The following is an 11,239-nucleotide window of genomic DNA, read 5'->3' as shown; positions in this document are numbered from 1 at the left end:
TATGGGACTTTTTTTCTATACTCAAAAAGGCTCCATAATCTCTACAGTGGATTTACCCACTACAGAAATTATAGAGCCGTTTTTTTGAATTCATATGGTACTTATACTCAATTAAAACAAGATACAAGAGCTTTTGACACAGGACTGACTGTTAGTTGTTATACTCATTTCGTTTAACTTTTATTACTTCGACGATTGTGGAAACTTCGTTTCCTTATTTCCCACTTCCCATCATCTTCTAGATGAATTGTGGAAACTCCGTTTCCTTATTTCCAACTTCCAATCATCTTCTAGATGAATTGTGGAAACTCCGTTTCCTTATTTCCCACTTCCCATCATCTTCTAGATGAATTGTGGAAACTTCGTTTCCTTATTTCCAACTTCCCATCATCTTCTAGATGAATTGTGGAAACTTCGTTTCCTTATTTCCAACTTCCAATCATCTTCTAGATGAGTTGTGGAAACTTCGTTTCCTTATTTCCAACTTCCAATCATCTTTTAGATGATTGGAACTCGCTTTGCCGTACTCTACGATTGTTACTGACTATCGTCAGTATGATTTCCAACCTTCAACAGTCATTAGACTGTTGAAGCAGCCTGCAGCTCGTTGCCTAGTACTAAAAGGAAACGAAACAACTATAACTGCTAGGATCTAAAAAATGGATTGAAAACTTTCTCATGGGAGATAGTGGTCGAATGTCCATGACCTGGATAGACTTGATAGTGACCAGGTAGGGTAAAGAGGTTGTTTTTAATCCCCGACAGTAGCGCTTCAGTATTGCTGGTCGGTAGATCTGTACGACCAATTGATTCTCTGAACAAGGCATCTCCTGTGATGACGAACTCTTGGTCTGGGAAGATAAAAGAAACGCCACCGATCGAGTGTCCGGGTGTTTCTACAACTGAAAAATGAAAGCCTTCAATATGGTAGTCTTTGTTGTAGTGGAAGGTTTCTTCCGCAGGTCGACAGACGACATTCTCTAAATCATCGTGACGGGCTAGGCCAGAGAGGTTCATTTCAGGTGTGTATAGCCAACTTGCCTCGCTAGCAGCCACGTAGACAGGTGGTGCACCAAAATAATCTCGTACCAAGTCTAAACTCATGATGTGGTCGTAGTGAGTGTGGGTTAGGAGGATAGCAGCTACCGGCTTTCCTAGTTTTTCAATCTGTTGTCGAATGGTTGCCCAATCACTTCCTGGATCCACTAGGATGAGGTGGGTCTCATTTTCTAGATAGTAGGTATTTTCATAGGCAATAGGGTTTACAGTATGATAGAGTTTCATTATAGGTCTCCTTTGATAATCGATACACTCCTAGTTTAGCAAAAAATAAGGTACTTGTCTGCTTTTTCTGGTCAGAAATGATAAACGTGGTCTCTTATAGTGGTTTCGTTTCAAAATAGGAGATATGAATCAGCCGATATGTAGAGGATAAGTAGTGAAGGAAGGAGTAATGGAATGATAAAAGCGATTCCCGTTGTATACTCATTTCGTTTACCTTTTATTACTTCGACGATTGTGGAAACTCCGTTTCTCTATTTCCAACTTCCAATCATCTTCCAGATGAATTGTGGAAACTCCGTTTTCTTATTTCCCACTTCCCATCATCTTCTAGGTGAATTGTGGAAACTCCGTTTCCTTATTTCCCACTTCCCATCATCTTCTAGATGAATTGTGGAAACTTCGTTTCCTTATTTCCCACTTCCCATCATCTTCTAGATGATTGGAACTCGCTTTGCCGTACTCTACGATTGTTACTGACTATCGTCAGTATGATTTCCAATCTTCAACAGTCATTAGACTGTTGAAGCAGCCTGTAACTCGTTGCCTAGTCCTAAAAGTAAACGAAACAACTATGGTGGTTTGGTTCAAAAATGGGGCAGAATCCTTGGGGGTACTTGCTTTTTTCCTCAGCTTTTTCCTCCATACATCTTATATAGCTATGAATACAGCTTCTAAGTAAAATATGATATAATTTTACTGTTATGACAGAGAGAAGACAAGCACATCGGTATGCTGTTGTAGATCTAGAAGCGACGAACAGTAGTAGTGATGCGAAGATTATCCAGATTGGGATTGTGATTGTAGAAGCAGGACAGATTGTTGAAACCTACGAAACAGATATCAATCCCTATGAAAAATTGGATTACCATATTCGTGAATTGACGGGCATCACCGATCAGCAATTAGCAATAGCGCCTGATTTTGGTCAGATAGCAAAAGAGATTTATAACTTATTGGATGGCACAATTTTTGTTGCCCATAATGTGTCTTTTGATGCCAATTTATTAGCGGAGGCACTCTTTTTTGAGGGCTATGACTTGCATACACCACGGGTTGATACGGTAGAATTGGCGCAGTTATTTTTTCCGACCTTGGATAAATATAGTTTGAGCAATCTTGCAAAGGAGTTAGAACTTGACCTAGAGCAGGCACATACAGCTATTTCAGATGCGACTGCAACTGCTAGGCTCCTCTTGAAAATTCAAGACAAGATTCGGCTCTTGCCTAAGCAGACTATCAGGCATATTCTGGAGTTTGCGGATCATTTGCTTTATGAATCTCGCCTCGTTATTGATGAGCTATATCCTAGTCTTTCAGACTACCTACCCGAAGACTTCATTTCAGTGAATGGGATTTGTTTAAAGAAACCAGCTCTTGAAACTGCTCCCTATCATCTATCAAATGATGTTGCAACCAATCTAGCCCTTCTAGGGCTAGATGCGCGTCCACAACAGCAAGCATTTATCCAGATTATGGAACAAGGTTTATTGGATAAGGAGGTCGGCGTGCACTTTATTCAGGCGCAGGCGGGAATTGGCAAGACCTATGGTTATTTGCTTCCAGTACTCGCCCAGACGAATCAGTCCATTCTAGTGGTGGTGCCGACTAAGCTATTGCAGCAGCAGATTTTGGAAAATGAGGGAAAGAGCCTGTCAGACGTTTTTCATATCTCCTGTGCTTCCATTAAGTCGCCTCGCCACTATCTCAAATTAGACACCTTTTGGCGGACCTTGGAGCGTCAGGATGATAATAGGCTTGTGAATCGCTATAAAATGCACCTTTTGGTCTGGCTCTGCGAGACGGAGACAGGAGATATGGATGAGCTCAAGCAGAAGCAGCGCTGTCAAGGATACTTTGATGAGCTCCAACACGATGGCAATGCGTCTGAGCAATCTCTATTTGGAGAGTGGGATTTTTGGAGGAGGACGCAAGAGAAGGCACGCTTGAGCCGGCTTACCTTGACCAATCATGCCTATTTTTTACAACATGTTGGAAAAGAAGCTTGGATGCAGGAGCGTCTGTTGATTATCGATGAAGCGCAGAAATTGATTCTCGCAGCAGAAGAATATGCCAGTCAAGAAGTATCCCTTTCAGATTGTTTGGTCCTACTGCAAAGTAAGCTGGACAAGTCTACAAATTTACTTGAGAGGCGATTGCTAGAGGCTTGTATCTTTGAGATGACCCATCTCTTGAAACAGTTTCGAGCGACCGGCAGGCGGGAATTGACAATAGAAGACCTTCAAGCTCTCAAACGAAATCTGGAAGAATTGGACGATCGCGATATGGAAGACTGGGTCGGACTTCTTGGTCAGAAGCGAGATTTTTGGCTAGAGGAACGTCGTATCAATGAGAAACGCTCTAGTTTTCTTAGAACTAGTCAGGAAGAGATGTTAGATGTTGCAAGTCTTTTACCCAACCCTAAAATCTTTTGTATTAGCGCTACTCTTGAGATTGGTAAAAAGGTAAATGTAGCGGACTTATTGGGCTTTGAGAATGTGACCTTTGCTAGACTTCCCTATCAGCAGATAGAGAATCAAATGATTCTGTGTCCTAGTCACTTGCCTCCTATATTGAGCTTACATAAGAAAGAGCATGCAGCATTTATTGCTCGGCAAATTCAAGACTTGCTAGTTCTTGGTAGACCCGTTTTAGTCTTGCTCACTTCAATTCAGCTACTCTTAGAATTATCGTCTATCTTGGAGCAGGAAGCGGTTCCCCACCTAGCCCAGCATCGCCATGGGCTTGATGTGCCACTCAAACGTCGATTTGATAAAGGGGAGGTGAGCGTTTTATTAGGGACAGGTGTTTTCTGGGAGGGAGTAGACTTTGCAAATCAGGCTCAAATGATTCTAGTGATTCCTCGGCTACCATTTGAAAATCCCCAAGATCGCTTTATTCGTAAGGTCAATCGCTGGTTGAAAGCAGGGAAGAAAAATCCCTTTTATGACTATCATTTACCCATGATGATGTTGAAATTAAAGCAGGCTATCGGACGGAGTAATCGTTCGGTGACCCAAAGGTCTTGCGTTCTTTTACTAGATAATCGCTTAACCGATATGAAGTATGGAGAGCAGATTCAGCATTTTCTAGAGACAGAATACCCATTGGAGCAGGTCGAACTAGAAGGTGTGAGAGGAAAAATGGAGCAGTTTTTTGAAAAAAGTGAAAGCTAGTTACTGCAAGGTATTAGAAAAAACAAAGAGAGAGGCTGGGTAAAAAGTCTTCGAAATAGAAAACAGCTTAGAATCACGTTATTAGAAACGTTGTTTCTAAGCTGTTTTTATCGATTCAAACTTTAAGCGAAGCGAGAAATTGTTAGTTTTGCCCAGTCTCTTTCTTTGTTATAGTTATTTAATTTACTTTTAGTACTAGGCAAGGAGCTGCAGGCTGCTTCAACAGTCTAATGACTGTTGAAGGTTGGAAATCATACTGACGATAGTCAGTAACAATCGTAGAGTACGGCAAAGCGAGTTCCAATCATCTAGAAGATGATTGGAAGTTGGAAATAGGGAAACGGAGTTTCCACAATCGTCGAAGTAATAAAAGTTAAACTAAATGAGTATACAACTTTTTGTCATACATCAGGATAGCTATAACCGTCATTTGCTAAAGCCCGAACAGTTGCTTATCTTTTTCGTACAGAGTTTAGGCATATTTAATTTAGCTACATCAGTAGCCTTCGGTGCTTCCTCGTTTTGTATTGAGTATTAGGTTGGTTTGCCTTGCCGAAAGTTTTGGATAGTTGCTGGTTGGGTCCCCCACGTTTAATAGTAAAATCAATGGTCAAAATCTAGGAAATATGCTATACTTTTCCTTATCTAGTTAGAAAATGAGAAGGTTTGATGAACGATAAGTTAATAGTATTTAAGGTGGGGACAAGCTCTCTTACACAGGAAAATGGTTGTTTGGATAGGATTAAAATTGCTCGTATTACCAATCAACTTGCCCAACTTCATCAGCAGGGCTACCAGTTGGTCTTGGTGACGTCAGGATCTATCGCTGCAGGCTTTAGTCGTTTAGGTTTTGATAAGCGACCGACTAAGATTGCTGAAAAGCAGGCTAGTGCAGCAGTCGGTCAAGGATTACTGATAGAAGAATATACCCAGAATCTGATGAAAGATGGAATTGTATCAGCCCAGATTCTTCTTACTCAAGATGACTTTGCAGACGCTAGACGTTACCAAAATGCTTCTCAAGCCCTGCAGGTTTTATTGCATCAACATGCTATTCCCATTATCAACGAAAATGACACGATTGCCATTGAAGAAATCAAGGTAGGAGACAATGATACCTTATCTGCTCAAGTAGCCTCCCTTCTAAAAGCTGATTTATTGGTTCTGTTGACAGATGTGGACGGTCTTTATACTGCTAATCCCAATACAGATCCTACTGCTGAGCACTTGGCAGAAATTACGGAGCTTAATGAAGACCTCTTTACAATGGCAGCAGGGGTAGGTTCTTCCAATGGGACAGGTGGCATGACTACTAAATTACAGGCAGCGCAGATTGCGACCAAATCAGGGGTACCCGTCTTTATTTGTTCTTCAAAAGAAGATACAGCTCTGCTACAAGCAGTTACCCAGTCTAATAAAGGAACGCTTTTTCGAGCAGATAGTCAGGCTATGAATCAGCGCAAGCAGTGGATGGCATTTTATGCAAGGACGGAGGCAGCAGTAGAGATTGACAAGGGAGCGACTGAAGCCATGCTCAGCCATGGACGGAGCCTGTTGGTTGCTGGTATCAAAAGTTTAGAGGGAACTTTCCAAACAGGAGATATCGTCTCGGTCTATAGTCAGAAAGAGCACCGTATGATTGGAAAGGGGCGGGTTCGACTTTCCTCTAAGGAATTAGAAGAAAGGTTAGCCCAGACAAAGGCAGAAGGAATTTTCATTCACCGAAATGATTGGGTTAGCTTATAGAAGGGGGATAGGACTATGGTAACCACACAAAACTTACTAGACAGCCTCTTGGCGCATAAATCGGCGATTAATGTGGCAACTACCGAGCAAAAAAATGCTGCCCTTGCTGCGATGGCAACCCAGCTAGAGGCAAATTGCGCTCAGATTTTAGCAGCTAATGCTCAAGATATAGCTCAGGCTCAAGGAAAGATCGCTCCTGTCATGCAGGATCGCCTCCTCTTGACAGCAGAACGGGTGCAGGCCATGGCAGATGGGATTCGTGCCTTGATTGCCTTGCCAGATCCTGTCGGTCTTGTTCTTGACGACTATCAAGCGACCAATGGTCTTCAGATTCGAAAAGTATCTGTTTCCTTTGGGTTGATTGGAATGATTTATGAAAGTAGGCCGAATGTGACATCAGATGCGGCAGCACTTGCTATCAAGAGTGGAAATGCCGTGATTTTGCGTGGAGGAAAGGAGGCTTTTCATTCTAATCAAGCCATTGTCACTGCCTTGAAGACTGGTTTGGTTCAAGTAGGGATGGCTAAAGAAGTCATCGAGTTGGTACAGGATACAAGCCGAGCCTCAGCACAGGAGCTGATGACAGCCAAAGGAAAGATTGACTTGTTGGTACCACGAGGAGGTGCAGGATTGATTCGAGCCGTAGTCGAGCAGGCGACAGTACCGGTTATTGAGACAGGAACGGGGATTTGTCATCTTTATGTGGATCAAGCTGCGGACTTGGAAAAGGCACTTGCGATTGTTGTCAATGCGAAAACCAGTCGTCCGTCTGTCTGTAATGCAGCAGAAGTGCTACTCGTTCATCAGGAGATAGCAGCCCAGTTTTTACCCCTGCTAGAAGAACAGTTGGCAGGTCAGGTAGAACTGCGGGCAGATAGGTCGGCACTTACTTATTTGAAGCAGGCTCAACCAGCAGGGATAGCTGATTTTAAGACAGAATTTTTAGATTATATTCTAGCTGTAAAGGTGGTTGCTGATGTGGCAGCAGCGGTGGCTCATATTGCGGATCATTCGACTGGTCATAGTGAAGCCATCGTGACCGAAGACGCGGAGGCTGCAGCTCATTTCACTCAGAGAGTTGATTCTGCTGCTGTCTATATCAATGCTTCTACTCGCTTTACAGATGGAGGAGAGTTTGGTCTAGGCTGCGAACTAGGTATTTCTACCCAGAAAATGCATGCCCGAGGTCCCATGGGCTTACGTGAAATGACCACCTACAAGTATATTATTACAGGTACTGGTCAGGTACGTTAGAAGGGAGTTCTTATGAAAGTTGGCTTTATTGGTCTAGGAAATATGGGATCTGCTCTTGCTCTTTGTGTTTCGAAGAGAGAGGGAATAGAGATGCTTCTTAGCAATCACAATCAGGCTAAGGCAGAGGCCTTGCAGGTGCAAATTGGTGGACATATTCTTTCAAATGCTGCGATTATTGAGCAGGCAGATGTTATCTTTTTAGGTGTAAAACCCCACTTGCTCTTTCCTCTTCTTGAAAGTATGGAAGATGCTATTGCGAAAAATCCTTCTGTAATTTGGATTTCCATGGCAGCAGGCATCCGCTTGGATCAGCTAGCTAAGTACTTACCGATTAGTCAGGTTATTCGGATGATGCCCAATACTCCAGTTGCGATTGGTCAAGGAATGACGACCTATACCTTAGTGAATCCTGAGTTAATCACCTTGACTGAGCAGCTCCTATCTCAATCAGGACAGGTCCAAGCCGTGGAAGAAAGGTTGATGGATACTGCAACGGCTCTGGCAGGTTGTGGTCCAGCCTTTGTCTACCAATGGATTGAAGCCATGATGGACGCAGGGGTAGCCTATGGATTGACTGCTGATGAGGCAAAATACTTAGCTGCTCAGACCCTACTAGGGTCTGCCCAAATGGTTTTGGAAAGTGACAAGCACCCAGCCCAGTTACGCCAAGAAGTCACCTCACCGGGTGGCTCAACCATTGCAGGAATCATGAAGCTTGAAAAAGAGGGCTTCCGCTATGCCATTATAGCTGCTATCAAATCAGCAATAAAACGGACAAAGCAGTTGGGGAAGTAAAAGCAGGATAGATAAATTTCATGTCTTATATAGTTGTTTCGTTTCCTTTTAGTACTAGGCAACGAGTTACAGGCTGCTTCAACAGTCTAATGACTGTTGAAGGTTGGAAATCATACTGACGATAGTCAGTAACAATCGTAGAGTACGGCAAAGCGAGTTCCCATCATCTAGAAGATGATGGGAAGTGGGAAATAAGGAAACGGAGTTTCCACAATTCATCTAGAAGATGATGGGAAGTGGGAAATAAGGAAACGGAGTTTCCACAATTCATCTAGAAGATGATTGGAAGTTGGAAATAAGGAAACGAAGTTTCCACAATCGTCGAAGTAATAAACGTTAAACTAAATGAGTATATATATGGGCTTGATGTTGGAAAAGTCCAGTCCATGATATATAAAAATCAGCAGGAATCTACTTCCTGCTGATTTGTTTTATTTGTTATTCAGTTGGTTGGTCTTATCCTTAATCCACTGGCTAATATTTGAAAAGGTCTTGGTATCTTCAACCTTGTCTTTTTGTTGCTGGATAAATTCTGAGAAACTCTGCTGAATCCCATCTTCGTGAACTTTCTTCTGGAGCTGATGCCATTTGTCCATGAGGTTTTGTGAGGTTCGTTCATAAGCCAATTCTAAAATTTCCTCTTTTGATTTATAATTTCGATAAAAAGCATTGCGGGACACCCCTGCTTTTCTGACCAATTCGGAAATGGAGATGTGGCGCATATCCTTTTTTTCCAACAAAAAAAGAAGAGCTGTTTCAATGGATTCACGGGTTAGCTGATTGATTTCTTTATTGGATTGGGATAAATTTTTTAATGATTTAGGAGAAATTGTCCGTTTTTGCATAGCTTTCCTTTCCCAAATTGAGGATCTGAAGTGAGAAATGATCGTAACACGCTTCTCGGATATGGGCTGTGACAGCCGAAAGAAAATGCTTTCACTTCGTCTTCTTTCATGATATAATTGTAAAGCAAGATAGTTTGCTTGTCAAATAAAAATCTTAGCCTTACTACTTAATAGAATGGAAATACCTTTATGGCTAAATGGAAAATTGTTGCAGATTCGGGCTGTGACTATAAAGAACTAGTAAATCTCGCACCTTCTACACTGTTTGAAATCGTTCCGCTAACAGTCCGCATTGGGGAGCAGACCTTTCTTGATGATGCCACACTTGATATTGATCAGATGATGGAGGCTATGTATGCCTCATCAGATGCGGCTGGTTCAGCTTGTCCTAGTCCTCAGGCTTACGAGGCAGCTTATGCAGGAGCTGAAAATGTGATTGTGTTGACCTTGACAGGATCCTTATCTGGTAGTTATAACAGCGCTCGCCTTGCAAGAGAGATGTTTTTAGAAGAGCACCCAGATGTCAATATTCACTTGGTTGATACCCTTTCTGCTGGTGGAGAAATGGACTTGTTAGTGGGGGAAATCAACCGTTTAATTGCTTTAGATTTAAATTATGATGAAGTAGTATCTGCCCTTACTGACTATCAAAAGAAGACCAAGTTACTCTTTGTCCTTGCCAAAGTGAATAATCTAGTCAAAAATGGACGTTTGAGTAAGCTAGTTGGAGCGGTTGTTGGCCTCCTTAATATTCGTATGGTTGGTGAAGCAAGTAGCGAGGGCAAACTTGAATTATTACAAAAAGCGCGTGGTCATAAAAAAGCGGTCACGACAGCTTTTGAAGAAATTCTTAAAGCAGGATACAAGGGTGGGCGTATTGTGATTGCTCATCGTAATAATGACAAATTCTGCCAGCAGTTCTCTGAATTGGTGCGCAATATGTATCCCAATGCTTTGATTGAAGCCCTGCCAACATCTGGCCTCTGTAGCTTCTATGCAGAAGAAAATGGCCTTCTCATGGGCTATGAAATTTAATAGACAGATAAGAATCGGCTATTCAGCTTTGCTTGATTGCTTTTTTGTCGCTTATCAGAGTGGGGAGAGGAATGAGAAAAACGAGTATGCTCCTGCTGGTTTTTGTCCCTGTCGTTCTTTGGTTTGCTAGTCGCAATGTGGAAATAGCTACGAATCATGAGATAAAAAGAACAGTAGACCAGCAGCCACCTAGTCATATAGTGAAGCAGGACATTAAGTGGGCGGAGGCGAGTAAGGATGCGCAGACTTATCGGATTCGTTTTGAGCAGGTGGTTGCTGCTGTCAAAAATGGAGCTAAATGTTACGATGTCCGCTCCTTTATCGAATACCAGTTTGGGCATGTAGCTATTGCAGAACATTATTCTCTGACGAGCTTAGCCCAGCAGGATTTTCCTGCCTTAGTTCATGATGTACCTATCTATCTCTACAGTTCAGACAGCCTTTCATCTGCCCAAGCTGCAAGACTTTTACGTGCTGAAGGATTTCAATATGTTTATGATTTGGGTAGTCTGGATCAAGTCAAGGCGATTGGTGCACAGCTGAATGAATGGTGGTAGATAGTGGAATGATGGAAAAAAGGATAATAAATTTAAAACAGATTGATGAGGAAAATTTTGAGGCGTGTACTCATTTAGTAGCAAATGTTGAGGAGGATTTTGTGGATCCAATCCTATATTCGTTAGCAGAAGCATGGATCTACAGGGATAAGATGGAAGTTTTTGCTATTTATTCCCAGGAGAAACTCATCGGTTTTGTATCCATTTATATAGAATTAGAAAATCTACAAATTATCAACTTCTTCATTGACATTGCCTTTCAGGGTCAGGGCTATGGGACCCAGGCTGCAAAGTACATCATCGACTATCTGCACGAAAAATACCGAGCGAGTCGTATCTCCCTTCCTGTTCATATCCGAAACAAACGAGCACAAAGATTTTGGAAGAAACAGGGGTTTCGTCCCTCCGATAACATCGAAAAGGACTACCTATTTATGCGTAGAGAAGCAACCGATATAGTCTTTTAGGCTATATTTTTCTGGCTCTTTGTCAACTGTAGTGGGTTGATGAAAAGCTAACATCGTGAGAGGACGAGATTCGTTCTCTCTTT

Annotated in this window: 9 protein-coding genes; 7 read left to right on the top strand and 2 right to left on the bottom strand. The window is 42.2% G+C overall.

Annotation, left to right across the window (positions count from 1 at the left end):
• Positions 1 to 645 precede the first annotated feature (645 nt).
• Positions 646 to 1,284, bottom strand: a complete 639-nt coding sequence (locus ACVPON_RS00095) for an MBL fold metallo-hydrolase (protein ID WP_462874804.1) — start codon at positions 1,282 to 1,284, stop codon at positions 646 to 648.
• A 701-nt stretch (positions 1,285 to 1,985) separates the two neighbouring features.
• Between ACVPON_RS00095 and ACVPON_RS00090 the strand changes: the two genes are divergently transcribed.
• From ACVPON_RS00090 to proC, 4 genes are all read left to right on the top strand, one after another.
• Positions 1,986 to 4,457, top strand: coding sequence for a bifunctional DnaQ family exonuclease/ATP-dependent helicase (locus tag ACVPON_RS00090; RefSeq protein ID WP_462874802.1), 2,472 nt, complete (start codon positions 1,986 to 1,988; stop codon positions 4,455 to 4,457).
• A 669-nt stretch (positions 4,458 to 5,126) separates the two neighbouring features.
• Positions 5,127 to 6,203, top strand: a complete 1,077-nt coding sequence (gene proB, locus ACVPON_RS00085; protein ID WP_462874801.1) for a glutamate 5-kinase — start codon at positions 5,127 to 5,129, stop codon at positions 6,201 to 6,203.
• A 15-nt stretch (positions 6,204 to 6,218) separates the two neighbouring features.
• A complete protein-coding gene (locus tag ACVPON_RS00080) occupies positions 6,219 to 7,457 on the top strand; it encodes a glutamate-5-semialdehyde dehydrogenase (protein ID WP_462874799.1) in 1,239 nt (412 codons plus the stop codon).
• Positions 7,458 to 7,469: 12 nt separating this feature from the next.
• Entirely contained in the window at positions 7,470 to 8,252 is a 783-nt protein-coding gene (proC, locus tag ACVPON_RS00075; RefSeq protein WP_462874797.1) for a pyrroline-5-carboxylate reductase, read from the top strand.
• A gap of 431 nt (positions 8,253 to 8,683) precedes the next feature.
• Here the strand turns inward: proC and ACVPON_RS00070 are convergent, their stop codons facing one another.
• Complete coding sequence (locus ACVPON_RS00070) at positions 8,684 to 9,097, bottom strand: TetR/AcrR family transcriptional regulator (protein WP_462874795.1); 414 nt, start codon at positions 9,095 to 9,097, stop codon at positions 8,684 to 8,686.
• Between the two features lie 189 nt (positions 9,098 to 9,286).
• Between ACVPON_RS00070 and ACVPON_RS00065 the strand changes: the two genes are divergently transcribed.
• The 3 genes from ACVPON_RS00065 to ACVPON_RS00055 all read left to right on the top strand — a co-directional run bounded on the left by ACVPON_RS00065 (position 9,287) and on the right by ACVPON_RS00055 (position 11,156).
• Entirely contained in the window at positions 9,287 to 10,132 is an 846-nt protein-coding gene (locus ACVPON_RS00065) for a DegV family protein (RefSeq protein WP_462874793.1), read from the top strand.
• 71 nt (positions 10,133 to 10,203) lie between these two features.
• The gene (locus ACVPON_RS00060; protein ID WP_462874791.1) at positions 10,204 to 10,689 is read left to right on the top strand and encodes a rhodanese-like domain-containing protein; all 486 of its coding nucleotides are present in this window, start codon (positions 10,204 to 10,206) and stop codon (positions 10,687 to 10,689) included.
• Positions 10,690 to 10,790: 101 nt separating this feature from the next.
• Positions 10,791 to 11,156: a GNAT family N-acetyltransferase gene (locus ACVPON_RS00055; protein WP_462874789.1), complete on the top strand. Its 366-nt coding sequence runs from the start codon at positions 10,791 to 10,793 to the stop codon at positions 11,154 to 11,156.
• Positions 11,157 to 11,239 lie beyond the last annotated feature (83 nt).

It is taken from the genome of Streptococcus sp. 1F3 (genome assembly GCF_054968985.1).
The sequence above is the reverse complement of the archived record's forward strand: the minus strand, read 5'-3'. Positions and strand labels throughout refer to the sequence as shown.

Excerpts from the sequence above, each read along its gene's own strand:
- ACVPON_RS00095 (WP_462874804.1), bottom strand. The coding sequence starts at position 1,284 with ATGAAACTCTATCATACTGTAAACCCTATTGCCTATGAAAATACCTAC.
- ACVPON_RS00090 (WP_462874802.1), top strand. The coding sequence starts at position 1,986 with ATGACAGAGAGAAGACAAGCACATCGGTATGCTGTTGTAGATCTAGAA.
- proB (WP_462874801.1), top strand. The coding sequence starts at position 5,127 with ATGAACGATAAGTTAATAGTATTTAAGGTGGGGACAAGCTCTCTTACA.
- ACVPON_RS00080 (WP_462874799.1), top strand. The coding sequence starts at position 6,219 with ATGGTAACCACACAAAACTTACTAGACAGCCTCTTGGCGCATAAATCG.
- proC (WP_462874797.1), top strand. The coding sequence starts at position 7,470 with ATGAAAGTTGGCTTTATTGGTCTAGGAAATATGGGATCTGCTCTTGCT.
- ACVPON_RS00070 (WP_462874795.1), bottom strand. The coding sequence starts at position 9,097 with ATGCAAAAACGGACAATTTCTCCTAAATCATTAAAAAATTTATCCCAA.
- ACVPON_RS00065 (WP_462874793.1), top strand. The coding sequence starts at position 9,287 with ATGGCTAAATGGAAAATTGTTGCAGATTCGGGCTGTGACTATAAAGAA.
- ACVPON_RS00060 (WP_462874791.1), top strand. The coding sequence starts at position 10,204 with ATGAGAAAAACGAGTATGCTCCTGCTGGTTTTTGTCCCTGTCGTTCTT.